Below are 22,640 nucleotides of genomic sequence, written 5' to 3' on the forward strand. Positions count from 1 at the left end.
AAGATGTTGCGGCAGACTGGGACGATACGAAAATCTTATCGGCAGAGCCGGGGGATTACATCATTACGGCAAGAAAAGCGAAAGGAACTGAAAACTGGTTCGTGGGCGGAATTACCGATGAAAACAAACGTGATTACACTGTAGATTTTTCTTTCTTAGATAAAGGGAAAAAATATGAAGCTGTGATTTATGAAGATGGAAAAGATGCGGATTACATCAACAATCCTCAGAGCTATAACATCTACAAAAAAGAAATCACAAGCAAATCTAAGATCAATTTTAAAATGGCACGAAGCGGAGGTTTTGCTATCTCTATCAAGCCTGTAAAATAATTGTGAATTAACCAAAAACCTTACAGATTTTCTGTAGGGTTTTTTAATACATATTCCTATGATAAAAAGAATTTTTACCCCTATTCAGATGCCATTTTGGTGGCAGGATCTGCTTTTTGCTATTCCGCGAATAGTTTGCGGATATTTACTGACGAGCGACTTCGGTGCTGCAAAATTCGGCTTGCCTTGGTCTCCCGCAGACAATAATTTGAAATTTTTTGAAGTGGCTTTCTGGTTTCCGAATGATGTCGCAGAATATGGTGGTATTTTTGCCATGTTTCCTGCATTTTTTGCTTGGATGGGAGCTTTTAGTGAAGCGGTAGGCGGAATTTTTTTATTGTTAGGATTGTTTACAAGAACTTTTGCAGTACTTGTTTTCATTACCATGTTTGTCGCTGTATTTTTTCAGCAGATGAATCAGGGAGTATGGAATATGCTGCCTGCAATGGGAATTATGTGGGTGAGCTTATTTTATATCATTTTAAGCTCCGGAAGATTTGGTTTAGATTACATAATTGCTAAAAAATTGACCCGATGAAAAAGATAGTATTTCTTATAATCTCTTGTTTCTTGATGTTCAGCTGTGTTCAGAAAGCGTATAAGCAGACTGTAATTTATACAGTCGAAATTCCCGATTCTGAAGGAGTTACGTCTGTAGGAGTCAGAGGAAAAGATAAACCGTTGAATTGGGATCAGGATACTGAGCTTAAAAAAATCAATGATAAAGGGGTTTATCAGGTAAAAGTCACTTATCTTACAGGGTATAAATTTACAGAGGTAAAATTTACCCGCAACGGAGAATATGAACTTCAGAATATGCCCAACCGTAGAATTGAGTTTAATAATTCGGGAATTACACAGTACAAAGCAGTTTTTAATCAGCCAAAATAAATACTGAAATCATTCATATTACATTAAAAAATATGCGTCATAAACTTTTTTATATAACAACGCTTTGCGCATCGTCTTTATTTTTTTCGCAGATTCAGAAAGTAGAACCTGCATTCTGGTGGAAAGGAATGAAAAACCCGGAACTTCAGATTCTGGTGTATGGAAAAGATATTGCCAAAAACGGAATTGAGCTTTCAGACGGAGTTCAGATCAAAGATATCCAGAAAGTTGAAAATCCGAACTATGTTTTTGTAACCGTTAACACCAATGAAATTAACGTTCCGAAATTTAACATCAATATAAAAAGCGGAAAGAAAAAGCTAGGTTCTTACACGTATGAACTGAGGCAGAGAAATCCAAATTCAGCAGACAGAGAATCCTATTCTTCCAAAGACGTGATGTATCTCATCATGCCTGATCGTTTTGCGAACGGTGACGAAAAAAACGACTCTAGTCCGAATTTAACCGAAAAAGCAAACCGAAATATTCCGAACGGTCGACATGGAGGAGATCTGCGTGGAGTCATCAACAATTTAGATTATATTCAGAACCTTGGAGCAACAGCAGTCTGGCTCACTCCGGTTAATGAGGACAACGAAAAAGTATATTCTTATCACGGATATGCACAGACAGATTTATACAAAATCGATCAGCGTTACGGAACCAACGAAGAATATAAAGAGCTTTCTCAGCAATTAAATCAAAGAAAAATGAAACTCGTGATGGATTATGTAACCAATCACTGGGGAATTTCACACTGGATGATTAAAGATCTGCCTACAAAAGACTGGATTCACTGGTTCAGCGATGGCGAAAATGGTTTTAAACGTTCCAACTATAAAACAACCACTCAGTTTGATACAAATGCTTCCGAGATAGATAAAAAATTAGCTTTGGATGGCTGGTTTGATACGACGATGCCCGACATTAATCAGAAAAATCCTTTGGTTCTAAAATATTTAACCCAGAATGCAATCTGGTGGATCGAATATGCAGAATTGGGAGGCTTTCGAGTAGATACCTATCCTTACAACGACAAAGAAGCGATGGCAAAATGGGCAAAAGCCATTACAGATGAATATCCGAACTTCAATATTGTAGGAGAAGCATGGTTATATTCCAGTGCGCATATTGCAGCGTGGCAAAAGGATTCTAAAATAGGAGAGGCGGCAAATTATAATTCAAACCTTCCTTCTGTAATGGATTTTACGTTGTATTCTGATCTTCCTAAAGCTTTGAAAGAAAAAGACGGATGGGATTCCGGAATGGTAAAATTATACAATGTGTTTACCAGCGATTTCCTGTACCCGAACATCAACAACCTTTTGGTGTTTTTTGAAAATCACGATACCGAAAGGTTCAACGAAGTTTTCAACGGAAATCCAGCAGATTATAAACTTGCCATGACCTTAATATCAACAGTTCGCGGAATTCCACAGTTGTATTACGGTTCTGAAGTGGGCATGCGCGGCGACAAGAATAAAGGCGGCGATGCAGATATCAGAAGAGATTTTCCGGGCGGCTGGAAATCAGATAAAATCAATGCTTTCAATCCTTCGTCTCAAAATCCTGAGCAAAAAGAATTTTACGATTTTACCCAGAAGTTGCTGAACTGGAGAAAAGGAAAAGAAGTTATTCATACTGGAAAAACCAAAAATTTCGTTCCACAGAACAATGTTTTTGTGTATTTTAGATACAACGAAAAAGAAAGCGTAATGGTCATTTTAAATAATAATGATGCGGAACAGACGATCGATGTGAAGCATTTCGCAGAATCTCTGAACGGTTTTTCAAAAGGGAAAGACATCATTTCCGGCAAAGAATTTTTGGTAAAAGACAATTTTAAAATCCCTGCAAAATCATCAATGGTTATTGAATTGAATTAAAACACGAATAGTACAAATGTTTTCACAAATTCACACTAAAATCATTAGTGTCATTCGTGAAAAAATTAGTGTCGCTTGTGTTTAAAATAAAGTTAAATATGAAAAAAACAACAATATTCTTTACATTCATCCTATTTGTATTGAGTTTTACATCCATTTCTGCTCAGTCAAAATTTGATAAAGAAAAAACAGAAATCGGAACCATGCTCGACGGATTTAATGTTGCGGCAGCAAAAGCAGATTTCAGCACTTACTTTAATTATTTTGCCGACGAATCTGTTTTTATCGGGACAGATGCTACAGAAGTCTGGGACAAAAAAGCTTTTATGGTTTGGGCAAAACCTTATTTCGATAAAAAGAAAACATGGAATTTTACTTCCCTGAAAAGAAATATTTACTTCAGCAAAGATGGAAAACTGGCTTGGTTTGATGAACTCTTGGATACACAGATGAAAATCTGCCGCGGTTCAGGAGTGGTGGAAAAAATCAACGGGCAGTGGAAAGTAAAACAGTATGTACTTTCTGTAACCGTTCCAAATGAAGTTGTAGACAAAGTTGTCGCTGAAAAAGCACCAATCGAAGAAATCTTAATCCAAAAACTGAAAAAATAATGGCAGAAATGATAAGAAAAGCAGATGCAGGAAAATTTGGAAAAGTAAAAAAGCCGAATTTATCCATGGCTCAGATCATCAATATGAGCATGGGATTTTTGGGAATCCAGATGGCTTTTGGTCTGCAAAACGGAAATGCCAGTAGAATTTTGGCCAATTTCGGAGCTGATGTTCATGAATTATCATGGTTCTGGCTCGTTGCACCGATAACAGGATTAATCGTTCAGCCCATCATCGGTCATATGGGAGACAATACATGGAGTCCGCTGGGAAGAAGAAAACCTTACTTTTTAATCGGAGCCGTTTTATGCGCCATAGGTTTGGTAATGCTTCCCAATGCGGCTTCGGCAACACAGATGATGGCTGCAAATGTTTTACTGATGGCGGTCATTTTCCTTGCCATGATGGATGCTTCCATTAATGTGGCAATGGAACCCTTCCGTGCTTTGGTGGGAGATATGCTGCCTAAACATCAGGCGACGATTGGCTTTTCGGTTCAGACGATTTTGATAGGAATCGGAGCCGTTATTGGTTCAGATTTACCCAACTGGCTTACCAAAATGGGAATTTCCAATGAAGCTCCGAAAGGTTTTGTTGCAGATAATGTCATCTATTCTTTTTATATCGGAGCAGCCGTACTTATTTTATCAATTTTATATACAATTATTACTACCAAAGAATATTCCCCGGAAGAATTCGCTTCCTTTGAAGGCGGAAAGGAAATCGTAGAAGAAAAATCCAGAATGTCAGATATTTTCAGAGATTTTGCCAATGTTCCGTCCCAGATGAAGAAACTGGGCGTGGTTCAGTTCTTCTCGTGGTTTGCCTTATTTACGATGTGGGTTTTTACAACCAGTGCTTTGGCAACCCATCATTTCGGGCTTTCCCCGGAAGATACCCATTCAGCGGAATTTAATAAAGCCGGAGATTTAACAGGAAGCCTGTTCGGAAGTTATAATTTCTACGCTATTTTCTTTGCTTTTGCGCTCACACCGATTGCCAAATTTATCGGTAAAAAACAGACTCACGCGCTGGCTTTGGCGAGCGGAGGTTTTGGACTGATTTCCATGTATTTTATTAAAGATATAAATTACCTGTGGATTTCCATGGTAGGATTAGGTTTTGCATGGGCAAGTATTTTGGCAATGCCTTATGCGATGCTTATTGACTCAATTCCACAAAAGAAAATGGGCGTTTACATGGGAATTTTCAATTTTTTTATTGTAATTCCTCAAATCATTAACGGAGTTTTTGGAGGACCAATTGTTAGCAGAATTTTCGGGAAAATGGCAATAGATTATATTGTAGTGGGCGGAATCTGTATGGTTTTAGGAGCTGTTCTCACTCTTATTTTTGTTAAATCTGAACATGATACTCCAAAAGAAATTGAAAAAGAAATTCAGCAGGTACATTTCTGATAAAAAAGAAAAAAACTACAGTTGATTTTCTAAAATTACCCAAGTTCGGAATAAAGATTATAAAATATAAAAACAATAGCTTAACTCATTCACGTTAAATTAAGAATAATCAAAATTTAAACACTTCTTATCCCGAATTCAGGTTAAAATATAACTCTAAATCTACCGGATCCGGTAGATTTTTTTATTGATGACGATAAAAAATCAGAAAAACTTTAAAAAATACGATCCCGATACACAGTCTTTAGGCAAATTTTAGACATCGTATTTTTATCTGACGTTAAAATTTGAAATTCAGCAGGTTATGGAATATTTTTCTTTTGATGAATATCGTAAAATAGACTGTTTTTTATAGATTTTTGATAATTTTTGGGCGGAATTTTTATGAAAAAGTAATTGCGTATCAAAATTAGTTTATACATTTGTATCGTTAAATACAAGCAAATGAGTAACTCAATTATTATTCTTGTCATTTTTGTCATTATCGGATTTTCGGTGATGGGCAATGGCTTGTGATAATTTTTGAAATTGAAATAATACAGACCATTCTCATCACGAGAATGGTTTTTTGTTTAAAGACCAACACCAAAATTAAAATTAAAACAATATAGAATGTATTACAATGACGACAGTGTTCTCTTCTTTGATGGAGAATATGTGAAAGCAAAAGAAGCAAAGACCGATTTGTACGGTCAATCATTACACTACGGATATGCGGTTTTTGAAGGTATTAAATCCTACAGAACAGCCAATGGAACCAAAATTTTTAAAGCAGAAGAACATTACGACAGACTGAGAAAATCAGCAGAAGCGATGCATATGCCTTTCCATTATTCTACTGAGGAAATGATAGAGACTACTTATAAATTGTTGGAAATTAATAATCTGAGTAACGCTTACATCCGCCCTTTAGTTATCTGTTCTCCTAATATGTCCCTTTCAAAAGGACAGAAAAGCTATCTTGTCATTGAAGTATGGAACTGGGATAATGGTTATCTGGCGAACAAACTGAGAATTATGACCTCTTCTTTTCAGCGTCCTAATCCGAAAGCTTTTAAAATAGAGGCTAAAGTGAGCGGACATTACGTAAATTCTATTCTGGCAAGTCAGGAAGCGAAAGATAAAGGATTTGATGAAGCACTTGTTCTGGACGAAAATGGAAATGTAGCAGAAAGTTCCGGCGCAAATGTATTCTATGAAAAAGACGGAAAACTATATACTCCTCAAAAAGGAAACATCTTGCCCGGTATTACCAGAGCTACAGTTTTTGAAATATGTAATCAGTTAGGGATTCCGTACGAAGAAAAATTATTTACACCGCAGGAAATGCAGGGCGCAGATGCCGCATTTTTCTGTGGAACAGCAGCAGAAATTGTCGCTGTGGAATCTTTGAATGATATTCCTTTCAGAATGAATTGGGAAGACAGTTTATCAGCTAAAATTCAGCAGGCTTACCGTCATTTGGTCGTAGAAGAAAATTATTCATACCTGAAATCAAACCTGCAAAATGTGTAATACAGAACTGAACAAATATTCCAAAACGCTTACAAAAGACCCGACGCAGCCGGCAACTCAGGCAATGTTTTACGGTATTGGTTTTCAGAAAGAAGACTTCGACAAAGCACAGATCGGAATTGCAAGCATGGGTTATGATGGCAATACCTGCAATATGCATCTCAACAGCCTCGCTGAAATCGTGAAAAAAGGAGTAAAAGAACAGAATTTGGTGGGTTTAATGTTTCATACTATAGGAATAAGTGATGGGATGACCAACGGTACAGATGGAATGCGCTATTCCCTTGTAAGCCGGGACATTATTGCAGATTCCATAGAAGCTGTATGCGCAGGACAATATTACGACGGGCTCATCACCGTTCCCGGATGCGACAAAAATATGCCTGGCTCCCTCATCGCAATGGCAAGACTGAATCGGCCTTCCATTATGGTATATGGCGGAAGTATTGCTCCCGGACATTATAAAGGTCAGGATCTGAACATCGTTTCAGCTTTTGAAGCGCTGGGAAATAAAATTGCCGGAAAAATTTCAGAAGAAGACTTTCAGGGAGTCATTCAAAATTCCTGTCCGAGTGCAGGAGCCTGTGGCGGAATGTACACCGCAAATACCATGGCTTCTGCTATTGAAGCTCTGGGAATGAGTCTTCCGTATTCCTCTTCGTATCCGGCGCTCAGTCGCGAGAAAAAAGAAGAATGCCAATTTGCGGGACATTACATCAGAATTCTTTTGGAAAAAGACATCAAACCTTCCGATATCATGACCCCAAAAGCTTTTGAAAATGCTTTGAGACTGATTATGATTTTAGGCGGAAGTACCAATGCTGTACTGCATTTTATTGCCATTGCAAAATCTATAGGATATGATCTGACTTTGGATGATTTTCAGCGGATCAGTGATGAAACACCGTTTTTGGCAGACCTCAAACCCAGCGGAAAATATCTGATGGAAGACCTTCACAAGGTAGGGGGAGTGCCTGCTGTGATGAAATACCTTTTGGATCTGGGATTGCTACACGGCGACTGCCTTACAGTAACAGGCAAAACCATTGCAGAAAATCTCGAACATGTAACTTCCATTATTGAGCGAGAGCAGGATATTATTCACGATATCAGAAATCCTATCAAAGAAACAGGACATATCAGAATATTATATGGAAATCTTGCCGAAAAAGGTTCCGTAGCCAAAATCACAGGTAAAGAAGGAAACTATTTCAGGGGAACAGCTATTGTATTTGATGGCGAAAAAGAATTCATCAAAGGAATTGAAGACAAAAAAATCAAAGAAGGAAACGTTGTCGTTATCAAAAACGAAGGTCCGAAAGGCGCTCCCGGAATGCCCGAAATGCTGAAGCCAACTTCCGCTTTAATGGGTTCCGGCTTAGGAAAAAATGTAGCACTGATAACAGACGGAAGATTCTCCGGAGGAACACACGGCTTTGTTGTAGGACACATCACACCGGAAGCATTTGAAGGAGGACTGATCGGTCTTATACATGACGGAGACCTCATCGAGCTCGATGCAGAAAAAAACACCATCAATGCATTGCTGTCAGATGAAGAAATTGCAAAAAGAAAAGCCGGTTTTTATCAGCCTGAATACAAAGTGAAAAGCGGAGTTCTTTATAAATATGCCAAATCTGTGGCAGATGCATCGCAGGGCTGCGTAACCGACCTGTAATCACAATTAAAATTGAAACATTATGAATACACTTGAAATAAATGAACAGAAAGATACCCGAAGTGCGGAAGCCATCGAAATATCAGGTTCCAAAGCAGTTTTAGAAGCCTTATTGCAGGAAAATGTAGACACTGTTTTCGGATATCCCGGAGGAGCAATTATGCCTATTTATGATGCTTTATACGATTATTCCGAAAAACTGAAACACATTCTCGTTCGTCACGAACAGGGCGCAATTCATGCGGCGCAGGGATTTGCAAGAGTATCAGGAAAAACAGGCGTTGTCTTTGCAACAAGTGGTCCCGGAGCCACCAATCTGGTGACAGGACTTGCAGATGCCATGATCGACAGTAATCCGCTTGTTTGCATTACAGGGCAGGTTTATGCTTCCTTGTTGGGAACAGATGCATTTCAGGAAACCGATGTTATCAATATCACCACACCGGTTACCAAATGGAATTATCAGGTTACCGATGCCACAGAAATTCCTGAAGCCATTGCCAAAGCATTTTACATTGCAAATACAGGTCGTCCCGGTCCTGTTTTAATTGATATTACCAAAAATGCACAACTTCAGTTATTCGATTATTTAGGCTATAAAAAATGTACTCACATCCGAAGTTATCGTCCCGAACCTGAGATCAGAAAAGAATATATTGAAAAAGCAGCACAGCTCATTAATCAGGCCAAAAAGCCATTTGTTCTTTTCGGACAGGGAGTGATTCTGGGGAAAGCAGAAGAAGAATTAAAATCTTTTATTGAAAAAATTAATCTTCCGGCAGCAGCTACCGTAATGGGACTGAGCGCGTTGCCTACCCATCATAAATTGCACGTAGGAATGTTGGGAATGCATGGAAATTACGCTCCCAACGTAATGACGAATGAATGCGATGTATTGATCGCTGTAGGAATGCGTTTTGATGACCGCGTTACCGGACGTCTCGATAAATATGCAAAACAGGCAAAAGTAATTCACCTTGATATTGATCCCGCAGAAATTGATAAAAATGTAAAAACAACAGTTCCTGTTTGGGGTGACTGTAAAAAAACACTCCCTTTATTGACGGCACTTCTCAAAGAAAACGACCATTCAGAATGGGTAGAGAAATTCCGCGAACTGGAAAAAGAAGAAATAAAAGAAGTCATACATAATGAACTTAATCCCACCACAGATGCCATGACGATGGGAGAAGTCATCAGAGTATTAAACGAGCTTACCAATGGAGAAGCCATTATCACAACAGATGTTGGTCAGCATCAGATGGTTGCTTGTCGATACGCCCGGTATAACCATTCAAAATCCAGTGTCACTTCCGGAGGATTGGGAACAATGGGATTTGGTTTGCCTGCTGCTATCGGAGCATGGTATGGAGCCCCCGGAAAAACAGTCGTGGCAATCATCGGTGATGGCGGATTTCAGATGACACTTCAGGAGTTGGGAACCATTATGCAGTTTGGGGCAAAAGTCAAAATTCTCATCCTCAATAACGAATTTTTGGGAATGGTGAGACAATGGCAGCAATTATTCCACGACAGACGTTACTCCTTCGTAAATATCACAAGCCCTGATTTTGTGGCAGTTGCCAAAGGATATTACATTGAAGGTGAAAAGATATCCGAAAGAAAAGATTTAAAAGCTGCCCTCGAAAAAATGCTCAGTCATGATGGGGCATACCTTCTGGAAGTGATGGTAGGAAAAGAAAACAATGTATTTCCGATGGTAGCTCAGGGAACCTCCGTTTCGGAGATCAGACTAAAATAAAAAAAAGAAAATGGAAAAACAGGAATTTACCATCACATTATACACCGAAAATTCAGTGGGCTTAATCGGCAGAATATCGGGAATCTTCTCACGGAGAAAAATCAATATCGAGAGTCTGAATACCTCACCTTCAGAAGTAGAAGGCATTCACAGATTCACCATCGTTATCCAGGAGAACGAAGAAGTAGTGAGAAAACTTTGCCGGCAATTGGAAAAACAGATCGATGTAATGAAAGCCTATTACAATACAGACGATGAAATTGTATGGCAGGAACAGGCACTTTACAAAGTACCCGCAGATGTGGTTACCGAAAAAGTATATGTAGAGCGGCTGCTTCGGCAGTATGGCGCATCAACCGTAGTCATCCGTCAGGATTACATCGTGTTTGAAACAGCCGGACATCGTGAAGAAATAGACAGATTAACCGAAGAACTTAACAAATACGGTCTCATAGAATTTGTTCGCGGTGCCAGAATCGCCATCATTAAAAACAGTGCGGGAATCCACCAAAAAGTACTTCAGTTTGAAAACCGAGAACCCTCTCCGCATATTGTAGAGAACGAATACCTCGATAAGCGGGATGATGTTTTTACCATGTAAACACATTAACCTAAATATTCAAACCCTAAATTGAAATTGAATACAATGTTTTATTATTTCAAAAAATATTCAAAACAAAACCTAAAATAAAAATATTAATCCTGAAAAGTAGTTACAGTAAACATTTTACTTAATACTTTTTACATTTTACCCAAAAATATGGCAAATTACTTCAATACCTTATCACTAAGAGAAAAATTGCATCAGCTCGGACAGGCAGAATTTATGGACAGTACAGAATTTTCCGATGGTGTAGCAGCTTTAAAAGGAAAAAAAATAGTAATAGTCGGATGTGGCGCTCAGGGACTTAATCAGGGGCTTAACTTAAGAGACAGCGGACTAGATGTTTCCTATGCCCTCAGAAAAGAAGCCATCGACGAAAAAAGAGACTCATGGAAAAATGCCACAGAAAACGGATTTCATGTAGGAACATATCAGGAACTCATTCCTACGGCAGATTTAGTCATCAATTTAACCCCCGATAAACAGCATACTTCCGTCATCAACACTGTACAGCCACTCATGAAAGAAGGCTCTACATTGTCCTATTCCCACGGATTCAACATCGTGGAAGAAGGGATGCAGATCCGTAAAGACCTCACCGTAATCATGGTTGCCCCGAAATGTCCCGGTTCCGAAGTCCGTGCAGAATACCTTCGAGGTTTTGGAGTACCCACACTTATTGCCGTACATCCCGAAAATGATCCTCAGGGAAAAGGATGGGCAGAAGCAAAAGCCTATTGTGTGGCAACTGGCGGACATAAAGCAGGCGTATTAAAATCATCCTTTGTAGCAGAAGTAAAATCAGATCTAATGGGAGAACAGACGATTTTATGCGGACTTTTACAAACCGGCTCCATTCTTTCCTTTGACAAAATGGTAGAAAAAGGTATTGATGCAGGTTATGCTTCCAAGCTCGTTCAGTACGGTGTTGAGGTGATCACAGAAGCACTGAAACACGGCGGTGTGAGCGGAATGCTGGACCGACTTTCCAATCCTGCAAAAATCAAAGCATTTGAGCTTTCCGAAGAATTGAAACACATCATGCGACCGCTTTTCCGGAAACATCAGGATGATATCATCTCCGGAGAATTCTCCAAAACCATGATGCAGGACTGGGAAAACGGAGATGCCAACCTTTTGAAATGGCGTGCGGAAACCGGCGAAACAGCCTTTGAAAAAACTCCGGCGGGAGACGTAAAAATCTCCGAACAGGAATATTTCGATCATTATCTCCTCATGTCCGCATTCATAAGAGCAGGCGTAGAACTCGCTTTCGAAACCATGGTGGAAGCAGGAATAAAACCGGAATCTGCCTATTACGAATCCCTGCACGAAGCTCCCCTCATTGCCAATACCATCGCAAGAAAAAAACTATTCGAGATGAACCGCGTGATTTCCGATACCGCAGAATATGGCTGTTACCTTTTCGATCAGGCTTGCAAACCCCTTCTGACAGACTTCATGAAAAAAGTAGACACAGACCTCGCAGGAAAAAACTTCAACGAAGGAAAAGACGCGTCCGTAGACAATGCGCAATTGGTTCACGTTAACGACACCCTCAGAAACCATCCGGTAGAAATGGTCGGCAGAAAACTTCGTCAGGCAATGACGGCAATGAAATCCATAAAAACCGTATAAAAATTTTTGGGCAGCTATTTCCGCCCTCCGTTCCCGCTTTTTTCTTTTCTCGAAAAAGAAAAAGAGCTCCACTCAGGTCGGGCTGCGAGACATTCCCGCATCAGGAAATAAAGACCATAAAAAATCGGTAAAATAAATGAAGATGAATAAAACACTCACACTTCCCACACTCGGATCCGTCATACAGGCAAGAAAAAGCATCGAAAGCATTGTAAATTACACCCCTTTGCAATACAACGCCCGTTTGTCTGAAAAATTTGATGCGCATATTTACCTTAAAAGAGAAGACTTACAGCCCGTAAGATCCTACAAATTAAGAGGCGCTTATCATAAAATAAAAACCCTTTTCAGCGAAGGCAGAACTTCAGAAGGAATAGTTTGTGCGAGTGCAGGAAATCACGCTCAGGGAGTTGCTTTTTCATGCAAGCAGCTTCAGATTAAGGGAACCATTTTCATGCCCGTAACCACACCAAAACAAAAGCTGGAGCAGGTAGAAATGTTTGGCGGTCATTTTGTAGACATTAAACTCTTCGGAGACACCTTTGATGCATCCAAAAAAGCCGCTTTGGATTATGCAAAAACCTCCGGCGCTGCCTTTGTTCATCCTTTTGATGACGTTCAGATCATTGAAGGACAGGCAACAGTCGCACTCGAAATTTTAGAACAGAAAAAAGAAGCAACAGACTTTGTTTTTATTCCCATTGGCGGAGGAGGACTCGCCTCCGGAATTTCCACCGTATTTAAACAACTTTCCGCAGAAACCCAACTCATAGGCGTAGAACCGAAAGGAGCGCCCTCCATGAAAACATCCATAGAAAACAAAATCAATACCGAGCTTACTGAAATAGACAGCTTTGTAGACGGAGCAGCCGTAAAAAAAGTAGGAGATTTAACATTTGAAATTTGCAGAAATACACTTTCCGGATGCATTTCCGTAGATGAGGGAAAAATTTGTGAAACCATTCTTCAGCTTTACAATAAAGACGCTATCGTACTGGAACCGGCAGGAGCATTATCAATCTCTGCACTCGAGCAGTATAAAACGCAGATCAGAGGAAAAAGTGTGGTGTGCATCGTCAGCGGAAGCAATAACGATATTACCAGAATGGAGGAAATCAAAGAACGCGCTTTGCTCTACAATGGTCTTAAGCACTACTTTATGGTGAAATTTCCGCAGCGTCCCGGTGCTCTTAAAGATTTTGTCCTCAATGTATTGGGAACAAACGACGATATCACCCATTTTGAATACACCAAGAAAAACTCCAGAGAAACAGCTTTGGCAATCGTCGGAATCGAGCTTTCAGATCCATCAGACTTCGAAGGACTCAGACAGAGAATGCAGAATCTGGATTATTTTGAGTCCTATCTCAATGAAAACCCTGATGTTCTCAATATGCTTGTGTAATATCAAAAACAAACAATAAATCCGCTGAAAAAGCGGATTTTGTCGTTCTTATCTTACATCAACAGTTTAGCCGTTTATCTCCTGTACATTTGTATCATAAAATAAAAACATTATGAAAACAGTATATCATAAAGCAGACACAAGAGGTCACGCCAATCACGGATGGTTAAACTCTTACCACACCTTCAGTTTTGCCAATTACCAGAATCCTGAAAGAACACACTTCGGAGTATTAAGAGTATTGAACGACGATACCGTTACGCAGGGAATGGGTTTCGGAACACATCCTCACAGAGACATGGAAATTATTTCCATTCCGTTGGAAGGAGATCTTGAGCATAAAGACTCTATGGGAACTACAGCAGTCATTAAAAAAGGAGAAATTCAGGTAATGAGTGCCGGAACCGGAGTCATGCACAGCGAATACAACAAAAATAAAGATCAGGCAGTAAAATTCTTACAGATCTGGGTATTTCCGAGAGAAGTAGGAGTAGAACCAAGATACGATCAGCAAAGCATTAAAGAAGGCGAAAAAATAAACGGCTTCCAGCAGATCTTATCTCCCGACAAAAACGACGACGGCGTTTGGATTCATCAGGATGCATGGTTCAATCTTGCCAATTTTACCAAAGGAAACGGCAAAAACTACATGTTGAATAAAAAAGGAAACGGAGTCTATGCATTTGTACTAAAAGGAAGCGCAAAAATCGGAGACCGTATTTTAAATGAGAGAGACGGATTAGGAATCTGGGATACTCAAAGTTTCAACATTGATGCCGTAGAAGACACAGAAATATTATTAATGGAAGTTCCGATGGAATTACCGTCATATCTCAAATAAACCTTAATTTTGCACCACAAAAATTCCCCGCCTTTGGAGGGGTGGCAAAAATTCAGAATGAATTTTTGACGGGGTGGTTAAAAAAAATAACATACATTAAAAATAGAAAATAGAACAATGAAAGTTTTAGCAATAGCAGGAAGCAATTCCGATACATCAATCAATAAAATGCTGGTTACTTACGCAGCTTCATTAATTCCAAACGCAGAAGTAGAAATCGTAGACATGAACGCATTTGAAATGCCGATCTACAAACACCAGCGTGAAGTGGAAAGCGGAGTTCCGCAGGAAGCAAAAGACTTTGCCTCAAAAATCGACGGAGCAGATGTTTTACTGGTTTCTTTGGCAGAACATAACGGAACTTACTCTTCAGCATTCAAAAATGTATTCGACTGGACATCAAGAATCAAAGACAGAGCAGTCTGGAACGAGAAACCAATGCTGTTAATGGCAACAGCTCCGGGAGCAAGAGGCGGTTTAGGCGTTTTGGAAGCTTCAGGAAAACGTTTCCCTCTTCACGGCGGAAATATTGTAGACACCTTCACACTGCCTTTCTTTAATGATAATTTTGATAAAGCAGCTCAGAAAATTTCTAACGAAGAGAAAGACAGTGAATTAAAAGAAAAAATTCAGAAAATTTCTGCTCTGGAATCTATTCTTGAAAAATAGATTTGAAAATTAATATAAAATTAATATCTTTGCAAAAAGGAAAAAAGATGAAAATTCAGACCACTTTTAAAGAATGTTTCTCCAAGAAAGGGAATATTGTGGACTCTGAAATTCTGAGATAAAACAACGGCCGATAATCTACCAAGATTGTCGGCTTTTTTGTTTTCTGAATTTGAATAAAAAGTAAAAATAAAATGTATCAATTTATCAGTGCATCAATTTTCAGTTAAAATACATTGTTAAACGGATGCATTGCTAGACTACCAGAAAATATTATGAGCAACACGTACAAATCAGCAGGAGTAGACAAAGAAGAAGGATACAAAACCGTTGACAAGATCAAGAAAGCGGTCGGCGAAACACATAATTCCAATGTGTTGAACCATTTGGGAAGTTTTGGGGCATTCTATGAGATCGGAGGATACAAAAATCCGGTTTTGGTTTCCGGAACAGACGGAGTGGGAACAAAGCTGAAAGTAGCTTTAGACTCAAAAAAATACGATTCTATCGGGGTAGACTGCTTCGCAATGTGTGCCAATGATATTCTTTGTCACGGGGCAAAACCATTATTTTTCCTAGATTATCTGGCTTGTGGAAAATTAGACTCCGAGATTGCCGCTGAAATCGTTTTAGGAATGGTAGAAGCCTGTAAAGACAATAACTGTGCATTAATTGGCGGGGAAACTGCTGAAATGCCGGGAATGTATCAGCCGGGAGATTACGATGTTGCAGGATTCTGCGTAGGAATCGTTGAAAAAGACCAGATTATTGATGGTTCAAAGATCAAAACAGGAGACAAAATTATTGCGTTGCCAAGTTCAGGATTCCATTCCAACGGATTCTCTTTGGTGAGAAAAGTATTCCCTGATTTTAACGAAGAATTTGAAGGGAAACCTTTGTACGAAACGCTTTTGGTTCCAACAAGACTATATTACAAAGATATTCATAAAATTCTTGAAGAAGTAGCAGTTTCAGGGATCGCTCACATTACAGGAGGTGGTTTGTACGAAAACATTCCAAGAATTATTGGTGACGGACTTTGCGCTTCAATCGATGCTTCAAGAATCCAGATTCCAAGCATTATGTTAGAACTGGAAAAAAGAGGAGGAGTTGCACGCGAAGAAATGTTCGGAACATTCAACATGGGAGTAGGAATGATCGTTGTAGTGGATGCACAACATGCAGAAAAAGTATTGCACCTTTTAGACGATGCTTACGAAATCGGAGAAATTACAGAAGGAAGCGAAAAAATCAACTTGAAAATTACCAATTAGACAATGTATTCCATTTTCAAATTAACTAATTTTCAAATTGACTCATTATGAAGAACCTTGTCATACTCGTTTCAGGTTCAGGAACTAATCTTCAGAGAATCATCGATACCATTGATAATGGAGAAATCCGGAATGCAAAAGTATCTTTAGTGATTGCCGACAGAGAATGTTACGGACTGGAAAGAGCGAAAAATCATAACATAGAAAATATTCTGATTCCAAGAGGAAAAAACTTCAGTAAAGAACTGGCTGAAAAAATTCCTCAAAATACAGACTTAATCGTTTTAGCAGGATTTTTATCCATTCTGAAACCTGAATTCTGTGAAAAATGGAAAGGAAAAATAATCAATATTCATCCGGCTTTGCTTCCGAAATTCGGAGGAAAAGGAATGTGGGGACATCATGTTCACAATGCCGTAATAGAAGCAAAAGAAAAAGAAAGCGGAGCAACCGTACACTTCGTAACGTCAGGAATCGATGAAGGTGAAGCCATCCTTCAGAAATCATTCGAAATTACAGAAGACGATACTCCCGAAAGCGTAGCGGAAAAAGTTCATTTAATAGAATATGAAATTTACCCAATTGCGATAAACAAAGTATTGAATAATATATAACGCTAATTATTAGCGATACAAAAATTCCCCTCCTTGGGAGGGGTGTCAAAAATTCAAAGAATTTTTGACGGGGTGGTTAAAGACGGCCAACCTTTGCTGAGTGAATAGTTTATACTGAGCTTGTCGAAGTGCGTTTGCGAACTTAAAAACAGTTAGTATATAAAAGAATCTTAGTGCCCTTTGCGTTAAAAACAATAATTAACAAAACACATTTAGATTTTATTATTTCGAAAAACAAGAAAAATCTAAGTAAAAATAAAAAGACCGGAGGTGAAAGAACCGGTCTACAGTTTGAAATAGCTGTAAAAAGTAAAAAATCGAAAGTAAAATGAGCAAAAAAAGAGTTTTAATCAGTGTTTCTGACAAAAGCGGGTTAACCGAATTCGCGCAGTTTTTGGAAGCCCAAAATTATGAATTGATTTCTACAGGAGGGACGTTCAAACATTTGAAAGACGCTGGTTTAAATCCGATTCAGATTGATGAGGTTACCAATTTTCCTGAGATGTTGGATGGAAGAGTGAAAACATTACACCCGAAAGTTCACGGTGGTTTGTTGGCGGTTCGTTCCAACGAAGAACACATGAATACCGTTCAGGAACACGGAATTGGACTGATTGACATGGTAATTGTGAATCTTTATCCTTTCTTCGAAAATGTAAACAAAAACATTTCTCTTCACGAAAAGGTAGAGTTCATCGACATCGGAGGACCTTCAATGCTTCGTTCTGCAGCAAAAAACTTCGATTCGGTTACGGTAATCACGGATGTTGAAGATTATGCAACCGTAAAAATCGAAATGGAACAAAACGGCGATACCTACATCGAAACCCGTAAAAAACTCGCAGGAAAAGTATTCAACCTTACTTCGGCTTATGATGCAGCGATTTCAAGAATGCTTTTAGAAGAAGAATATCCAACCTATCTTAATGCTTCTTACAAAAAAGTTTCTGACTTAAGATACGGAGAAAACCCTCATCAGACTGCAGCTTACTACGTTTCTACTTTCGAAAACGGAGCGATGAAAGATTTTGAACAGTTGGGAGGTAAAGAATTGTCTTTCAACAACCTTCGGGATATGGATCTTTGCTGGAAAGTAGTGACCGAGTTCAAAGAAGAAATGGCTTGTTGTGCAGTAAAACACTCTACACCTTGCGGAGTAGCGATCGGAACTTCAGCTCTGGAAACCTATCAGAAAACTTTCGAGTGCGATCCTGTTTCCATCTTTGGCGGAATTGTTGCTATGAACTACAAAATCGACGCGGCAACCGCAGAAGAATTAAACAAAACCTTCCTTGAAATTGTAATGGCTTCGGAATTTGATGAAGAAGCACTTGAAATTTTAAGAAAGAAAAAGAACTTAAGAATTATAAAAATTGTCAATCCGGTTTCAGACAAACAGACCTGGGTGAAAATTGACGGAGGAATTCTGGTTCAGGACAACGACAGCATCTTTTCAGATGACATCAAAGTTGTCACAGAAACACGGCCTACGGAAGAGCAGAAAAAAGCATTATTATTCTCTCAGAGAGTGGTAAAATATGTAAAGTCCAACGCGATTGTCGTTTCCAACGGAATTCAGGCTTTCGGAATCGGAGGAGGACAGGTAAACAGAATCTGGGCAACTCAACAGGCGATAGAAAGAGCCAAAGAAAAATTCTCCGGCGATTTAGTATTGGCTTCAGATGCGTTTTTCCCGTTCCGTGATGTAGTAGATTTCTGCGCTCAGGAAGGAATTACGGCAATCATCCAGCCGGGAGGAAGTGTAAAAGATCAGGACAGCATAGATGCTGCTAACGAACACAAAATCCCGATGATGTTTACCGGAATCAGACATTTTTTACATTAATAGTAAAGCAATTCGCCATTGGCTATTAGCGATTGGCTAAAATTATATTTTGAGATTGTATTTATAGCATCCAAAATTATATATTTGTAAATTATAGACTAGTTAATTAAATAAAGTATGAGAATATTAATCATAGGTGAAGGTGGAAGAGAATCTGCTCTGGCAGCAAAACTTCAGAATGACCCAAGAATTTCTAAAATGTTTTTCGCCAACGGAAACGCTACCACTGATGTTATTGGAAAAAATGTTCATTTATCAGAGATTAAAGAACTTAGAGATTTTGCCATCAAAGAAAAGGTAGACTTAACGATCGTTGGTCCCGAAGCACCGCTTGTAGCAGGTTTAAAGGACGAATTCAAAAAACACGACCTTAAAGTTTTTGGTCCGAATCAGAAAGTTGCAAGCTTGGAAGGAAGTAAAGCTTTCTCTAAGAAATTTATGCAGACCTATGATATCAAAACGGCAAAAGCAGTAGTATTTGATTCTTATAACGAAGCTAAAGAATATGTTCAGACACACCAGTTCCCTTTGGTTGTTAAAGCAAGCGGTTTAGCAGGAGGAAAAGGAGTGGTAATCTGCGATACTCTGGAAGAAGCTGAAGCAACGATTCACGATTTTATGATCAGAAGAATTCACGGAGATGCCGGAATCCGTTTGGTGATCGAAGAATATTTAGAAGGATTTGAAGCCTCTATCATCGCTTTTTCAAACGGTGAAAAATTATTCCCTTGTATCGCGGCGAAAGATTATAAAAAAGCCGGAAATGGCGATACAGGACCCAATACAGGAGGAATGGGAACCGTTGCGCCAAGCCCGGAATTTACTCAGGAACACTACGCAGATTTCGAAAAAAATATCTTAGAACCTACCATTAAAGGTCTTAAAGGAGAAGGGTTCAGCTTCAAAGGAATCATTTTCTTCGGATTAATGGTAACGAAAAACGGAACCTATCTTTTAGAATATAACATGAGATTCGGAGATCCTGAAACGCAGGTTTTAATGGCTTTAATGGAAAACAATCTTCTGGATGTTATTCAGGATTGTATGGACGGAAAAGACATCCAGCTTAAATTTAAAGACGAAAAAGCAGTTTGTCTTGTCATGTGTTCAGGAGGTTACCCAAGAAACATCGAAACAGGTTTCGAAATCGTGGGCGAAGATAAACTGAAATACAGCAAACTTTTATACGCAGGAGCCATCAGAAAAGGAGATAAAGTAGTTTCTAACGGTGGAAGAGTACTGAACATCGTGGCTACAGGAGCAACGTATGAAGATGCCCGCAAAAAAGTGTACGAAGATGCAAGTCATGTACATTTCGATTACGGCTTCTACAGAGAAGACATCGGAAAATTTTAAAATAATGCCCTGATTTTTCGGGGCTTTTTTTGTTAGAAGCTATTTCCCGCTTTCCGCTGTATCTTTTTTGTCATTGCGAACAAAGTGAAGCAATATTTGGAACTTCTCAGCAATCGCAATAACAAAAAAGGATGCCGCTGCAATCGGGGCTATAATTTCAGACAATTTTACAAAATCATTTATCAATCATTATTCATCAATTATAAAAAATGAACAACGGTATTATCATATTAGATTTCGGATCACAGTACAACCAGCTTATCGGAAGAAGAATCCGTGAGATGGGCGTATATTCTGAAATTTTACCATTCAATACACCATTAGAAACGCTGTTAGAGAAACAGCCGAGAGGAATTATTCTTTCCGGCGGACCAAGTTCTGTAAATGCAGAAAATGCCCATTTGGTTGAAAAAGAATTATACGAGCAGGGAATTCCTGTTCTGGGAATTTGCTACGGAATGCAGTTAACAGCACACCTTTTAGGCGGAAAAGTTCATAAAGGCGTAAAAGGAGAGTACGGAAAAGCACACCTTGAAATCGTAAAAGAATCGTCTTTATTAAAAGGTGTTACCAATAATTCTGTGGTTTGGATGAGCCATTTCGATGAAGTAGGAGAATTGCCTGCCGGTTTTGAGTTAAACGCAAAATCCGGTGTAATTGCTTCGATTTCTAATGAAGATAAAAAAATCTACTGTGTACAGTTCCACCCGGAAGTTTCCCACACCGAAGAAGGAGGAAAAATGCTGGAAAATTTCGTTTTCGGAATCTGTAATGCAGAGAAAAACTGGAAACTGACCAATTATATTGATAAAACAGTTGCGGAAATCCGTGAGAAAGTCGGAGATCAGAAAGTAATTCTTGGACTTTCAGGAGGAGTGGATTCTTCTGTAGCGGCAGTGTTAATTCACCGTGCAATTGGCGACCAGTTGACGTGCATCTTCGTAGACACAGGTTTACTGAGAAAAGATGAAGGTAAAAAAGTAATGGATAATTATGGAGAGCATTTCCATATGAACATTAAATTAGTGGATGCTTCCGAAAGATTTTTATCAAAATTAGCAGGAGTAGATGATCCTGAAGCAAAAAGAAAAATCATTGGAAACGAGTTTATTCACGTTTTTGATGAAGAATCTCATAAAATTGAAGGTGCTAAATTCTTAGCACAGGGAACGATTTATCCGGATGTAATTGAAAGTCAGTCGGTAAACGGTCCTTCTGCGGTAATTAAATCGCACCATAACGTTGGCGGACTTCCTGAAGATATGGAATTCGAATTGCTTGAGCCTCTGAGAGAATTATTCAAGGATGAAGTAAGAAAAGTGGGCGAAGAATTGGGAATTCCTCATCATCTGGTTCACAGACATCCTTTCCCGGGTCCGGGATTGGGAATCAGAGTTTTGGGAGCAGTGGATGCAGAAAAAGTAAGAATTCTACAAGAAGCAGACGATATTTTCATTGAAGAATTATACAAAAACGATCTGTATGAAAAAGTGTCTCAGGCTTTCGTGGTGCTTCTTCCGGTAAAATCTGTAGGCGTAATGGGCGATGAAAGAACATACGAATACACAGCAGTCGTTCGTTCCGCAAACACCATCGACTTTATGACAGCAACGTGGAGCAGACTTCCTTACGAGTTCTTGGATACCGTTTCCAGCAGAATCATCAACGAAGTAAGAGGAATCAACAGAGTAGCCTACGATATTTCAAGCAAACCGCCTGCAACTATCGAGTGGGAATAATTTTGAATGAAATTTTACATATAAATCCTGCCTTTTGGCGGGATTTTTTGTTTTAGTATTTTTGTCATTTAAATTTTTAAAGTTTTACCATGAAAAATATTTTAGTTATAGCTGTTCTATTGATATTGTCTGCCTGTAATAAGAATCCTGAAATCAGCGAAGTTATTGGTCAGAAGAAAATAATTGCTGAGATTGATAAATTTATCGAAGATTCTAATGCAAAGAAAAAAGTGAAATTTATAATTGTGTCAGGATTTGAAAATTCGGAAAAAAAGCAATTGGATTTACTGTTCACGAATCAAAAACCTACCATTATTAATGAAAATTCACCAAGGATAAATGATGAAATTAAAAGTCAGAAATACGGTTATTTTAAATATAAAGATTACGAATTTCTTGTGACTCAGAAGCTAGAAAATATTTTTAAATTAAAATATGAAGATTTTGATCACATGAAAGAACACTTTACTGTAAAAGAGCATGCTTTTACAAAAGAAGAAGCGATGAAAGAAAAGTGGCGAACAATGTATGTAAAATATAATGAGGCAAAAGATTCTGTTG

At 38.7% G+C, this 22,640-nt stretch carries 20 protein-coding genes; all 20 read left to right on the forward strand.

Annotated elements, in window-relative coordinates; translation table 11 throughout:
- The coding region (locus tag WFK35_RS08400) for a glycoside hydrolase family 97 C-terminal domain-containing protein (protein ID WP_336732284.1) at positions 1-332 on the forward strand (332 nt) is incomplete at its 5' end.
- Between the two features lie 58 nt (positions 333-390).
- On the forward strand, positions 391-870 hold the full coding sequence (locus tag WFK35_RS08405) for a DoxX family protein (protein ID WP_336732286.1): 480 nt from the start codon (positions 391-393) through the stop codon (positions 868-870).
- On the forward strand, positions 867-1,223 hold the full coding sequence (locus WFK35_RS08410) for a hypothetical protein (RefSeq protein ID WP_336732288.1): 357 nt from the start codon (positions 867-869) through the stop codon (positions 1,221-1,223). The genes WFK35_RS08405 and WFK35_RS08410 overlap by 4 nt, the downstream gene beginning before the upstream one ends.
- A gap of 32 nt (positions 1,224-1,255) precedes the next feature.
- Positions 1,256-3,109, forward strand: a complete 1,854-nt coding sequence (locus WFK35_RS08415; RefSeq protein WP_336732290.1) for a glycoside hydrolase family 13 protein — start codon at positions 1,256-1,258, stop codon at positions 3,107-3,109.
- Positions 3,110-3,207: 98 nt separating this feature from the next.
- Entirely contained in the window at positions 3,208-3,720 is a 513-nt protein-coding gene (locus WFK35_RS08420) for a nuclear transport factor 2 family protein (protein ID WP_336732292.1), read from the forward strand.
- Positions 3,720-5,138, forward strand: a complete 1,419-nt coding sequence (locus tag WFK35_RS08425) for an MFS transporter (protein WP_336732295.1) — start codon at positions 3,720-3,722, stop codon at positions 5,136-5,138. Before WFK35_RS08420 ends, WFK35_RS08425 begins: the two co-directional genes overlap by 1 nt.
- Positions 5,139-5,750: 612 nt before the next feature.
- Positions 5,751-6,653: a branched-chain amino acid transaminase gene (locus WFK35_RS08430; RefSeq protein WP_336732296.1), complete on the forward strand. Its 903-nt coding sequence runs from the start codon at positions 5,751-5,753 to the stop codon at positions 6,651-6,653.
- Positions 6,646-8,331 carry a dihydroxy-acid dehydratase gene (ilvD, locus tag WFK35_RS08435; RefSeq protein ID WP_336732298.1) on the forward strand — a complete coding sequence of 562 codons (1,686 nt, stop codon included), beginning with the start codon at positions 6,646-6,648 and terminating at the stop codon, positions 8,329-8,331. The genes WFK35_RS08430 and ilvD overlap by 8 nt, the downstream gene beginning before the upstream one ends.
- 22 nt (positions 8,332-8,353) lie before the next feature.
- Positions 8,354-10,093: a biosynthetic-type acetolactate synthase large subunit gene (gene ilvB, locus WFK35_RS08440; protein ID WP_336732299.1), complete on the forward strand. Its 1,740-nt coding sequence runs from the start codon at positions 8,354-8,356 to the stop codon at positions 10,091-10,093.
- 10 nt (positions 10,094-10,103) lie between these two features.
- On the forward strand, positions 10,104-10,694 hold the full coding sequence (gene ilvN, locus WFK35_RS08445) for an acetolactate synthase small subunit (RefSeq protein ID WP_076393459.1): 591 nt from the start codon (positions 10,104-10,106) through the stop codon (positions 10,692-10,694).
- A gap of 159 nt (positions 10,695-10,853) precedes the next feature.
- Positions 10,854-12,335, forward strand: a complete 1,482-nt coding sequence (gene ilvC / locus WFK35_RS08450) for a ketol-acid reductoisomerase (protein ID WP_336732300.1) — start codon at positions 10,854-10,856, stop codon at positions 12,333-12,335.
- A 142-nt stretch (positions 12,336-12,477) separates the two neighbouring features.
- The gene (ilvA, locus tag WFK35_RS08455) at positions 12,478-13,740 is read left to right on the forward strand and encodes a threonine ammonia-lyase IlvA (RefSeq protein ID WP_336732301.1); all 1,263 of its coding nucleotides are present in this window, start codon (positions 12,478-12,480) and stop codon (positions 13,738-13,740) included.
- A gap of 112 nt (positions 13,741-13,852) precedes the next feature.
- Positions 13,853-14,581: a pirin family protein gene (locus WFK35_RS08460; protein WP_336732302.1), complete on the forward strand. Its 729-nt coding sequence runs from the start codon at positions 13,853-13,855 to the stop codon at positions 14,579-14,581.
- A 117-nt stretch (positions 14,582-14,698) separates the two neighbouring features.
- Entirely contained in the window at positions 14,699-15,250 is a 552-nt protein-coding gene (locus tag WFK35_RS08465; protein WP_185205880.1) for an NADPH-dependent FMN reductase, read from the forward strand.
- A gap of 275 nt (positions 15,251-15,525) precedes the next feature.
- On the forward strand, positions 15,526-16,524 hold the full coding sequence (gene purM / locus WFK35_RS08470) for a phosphoribosylformylglycinamidine cyclo-ligase (protein WP_336732303.1): 999 nt from the start codon (positions 15,526-15,528) through the stop codon (positions 16,522-16,524).
- Positions 16,525-16,571: 47 nt separating this feature from the next.
- Positions 16,572-17,138 (forward strand): phosphoribosylglycinamide formyltransferase, encoded by a 567-nt coding sequence (gene purN / locus WFK35_RS08475; RefSeq protein ID WP_336732304.1) that lies wholly within the window; start codon positions 16,572-16,574, stop codon positions 17,136-17,138.
- Between the two features lie 328 nt (positions 17,139-17,466).
- Entirely contained in the window at positions 17,467-18,984 is a 1,518-nt protein-coding gene (gene purH, locus WFK35_RS08480; protein ID WP_336732305.1) for a bifunctional phosphoribosylaminoimidazolecarboxamide formyltransferase/IMP cyclohydrolase, read from the forward strand.
- 117 nt (positions 18,985-19,101) lie between these two features.
- Complete coding sequence (purD, locus tag WFK35_RS08485) at positions 19,102-20,340, forward strand: phosphoribosylamine--glycine ligase (protein ID WP_336732306.1); 1,239 nt, start codon at positions 19,102-19,104, stop codon at positions 20,338-20,340.
- Between the two features lie 209 nt (positions 20,341-20,549).
- The gene (guaA, locus tag WFK35_RS08490) at positions 20,550-22,079 is read left to right on the forward strand and encodes a glutamine-hydrolyzing GMP synthase (RefSeq protein WP_336732307.1); all 1,530 of its coding nucleotides are present in this window, start codon (positions 20,550-20,552) and stop codon (positions 22,077-22,079) included.
- A gap of 89 nt (positions 22,080-22,168) precedes the next feature.
- The coding region (locus WFK35_RS08495) for a hypothetical protein (protein WP_336732308.1) at positions 22,169-22,640 on the forward strand (472 nt) is incomplete at its 3' end.

The organism is Chryseobacterium sp. VD8, assembly GCF_037149975.1.
Taxonomy (GTDB): Bacteria; Bacteroidota; Bacteroidia; order Flavobacteriales; family Weeksellaceae; genus Chryseobacterium; species Chryseobacterium indicum.

Bases quoted from the DNA above. Each gene is read 5' to 3' on its own strand.
- WFK35_RS08405 (WP_336732286.1), top strand. From the start codon at position 391: ATGATAAAAAGAATTTTTACCCCTATTCAGATGCCATTTTGGTGGCAG.
- WFK35_RS08410 (WP_336732288.1), top strand. From the start codon at position 867: ATGAAAAAGATAGTATTTCTTATAATCTCTTGTTTCTTGATGTTCAGC.
- WFK35_RS08415 (WP_336732290.1), top strand. From the start codon at position 1,256: ATGCGTCATAAACTTTTTTATATAACAACGCTTTGCGCATCGTCTTTA.
- WFK35_RS08420 (WP_336732292.1), top strand. From the start codon at position 3,208: ATGAAAAAAACAACAATATTCTTTACATTCATCCTATTTGTATTGAGT.
- WFK35_RS08425 (WP_336732295.1), top strand. From the start codon at position 3,720: ATGGCAGAAATGATAAGAAAAGCAGATGCAGGAAAATTTGGAAAAGTA.
- WFK35_RS08430 (WP_336732296.1), top strand. From the start codon at position 5,751: ATGTATTACAATGACGACAGTGTTCTCTTCTTTGATGGAGAATATGTG.
- ilvD (WP_336732298.1), top strand. From the start codon at position 6,646: ATGTGTAATACAGAACTGAACAAATATTCCAAAACGCTTACAAAAGAC.
- ilvB (WP_336732299.1), top strand. From the start codon at position 8,354: ATGAATACACTTGAAATAAATGAACAGAAAGATACCCGAAGTGCGGAA.
- ilvN (WP_076393459.1), top strand. From the start codon at position 10,104: ATGGAAAAACAGGAATTTACCATCACATTATACACCGAAAATTCAGTG.
- ilvC (WP_336732300.1), top strand. From the start codon at position 10,854: ATGGCAAATTACTTCAATACCTTATCACTAAGAGAAAAATTGCATCAG.
- ilvA (WP_336732301.1), top strand. From the start codon at position 12,478: ATGAATAAAACACTCACACTTCCCACACTCGGATCCGTCATACAGGCA.
- WFK35_RS08460 (WP_336732302.1), top strand. From the start codon at position 13,853: ATGAAAACAGTATATCATAAAGCAGACACAAGAGGTCACGCCAATCAC.
- WFK35_RS08465 (WP_185205880.1), top strand. From the start codon at position 14,699: ATGAAAGTTTTAGCAATAGCAGGAAGCAATTCCGATACATCAATCAAT.
- purM (WP_336732303.1), top strand. From the start codon at position 15,526: ATGAGCAACACGTACAAATCAGCAGGAGTAGACAAAGAAGAAGGATAC.
- purN (WP_336732304.1), top strand. From the start codon at position 16,572: ATGAAGAACCTTGTCATACTCGTTTCAGGTTCAGGAACTAATCTTCAG.
- purH (WP_336732305.1), top strand. From the start codon at position 17,467: ATGAGCAAAAAAAGAGTTTTAATCAGTGTTTCTGACAAAAGCGGGTTA.
- purD (WP_336732306.1), top strand. From the start codon at position 19,102: ATGAGAATATTAATCATAGGTGAAGGTGGAAGAGAATCTGCTCTGGCA.
- guaA (WP_336732307.1), top strand. From the start codon at position 20,550: ATGAACAACGGTATTATCATATTAGATTTCGGATCACAGTACAACCAG.